The organism is Oceanobacillus luteolus (genome assembly GCF_042678205.1).
In the GTDB taxonomy this organism is placed as follows: Bacteria; Bacillota; Bacilli; order Bacillales; family Amphibacillaceae; genus Oceanobacillus; species Oceanobacillus luteolus.
Map to the genome: position 1 here is coordinate 1 of NZ_JBHUDE010000027.1, position 671 is coordinate 671.

A 671-nucleotide genomic window follows, 5' to 3' on the forward strand; every position below is an offset into this window, starting at 1 on the left:
AACTAGGTAATAACGGAGGTATTGATTTCCATTACGCGATAACGATGTATCATCTGCCGTAAAGCGACCAGATTGGTGCTTTCGCCAATAAAGACCTGCATACTTTGCGATCTTTGTTTCGTCTTCGAAGCGTTCAATCTGCCCAATTTCGGCTTGAATACCGGCAGCTAACACTGGTCCTATGCCAGGGATTGACTGCAGCGTTTGTGGCAATCCTTTCATGATTCGCTCAATGGATTTATCCAATTCCTTGATTTGCCTTTCAAACGTTCGGATCAATGTGATTGAAGTGCCTAGTATCGTATCGATGGAGTCTTCCATCACTTTGTCTAAACGATAGGAAGAGCGAACGGCCTTTTGGATTGATTTGGCGACATATTCCGCATCAGGGAATCTATTTCTGCCTTGCTTCCGAAGATAGTCAGCCAAGTCTTCTAAAGGCATACTCGATAATTCATCCAGACTATAGTTTTCAAGGAAAAGGTCCATCATCGCTTTGCCAAACACAGAAGACTCTACTTCTTCCGTGAATGTATTACATTTATAACTTAGATACTGAAGGAAACGTTGTTTCTCCTGTGTGATTTGACGAATAATTTGATAGCGCGCCCTTGTCAATTGTTGAAGCGCCACATATTGTTCTTCTTTCACAACGGACATTGGTAAACGTC

General features: G+C 42.3%; 1 protein-coding gene. It reads right to left on the minus strand.

All coding sequences use genetic code 11. The features are described 5' to 3' along the window. The coding region (locus ACFSBH_RS05735; protein ID WP_379596501.1) for a transposase at positions 1–671 on the minus strand (671 nt) is incomplete at both ends.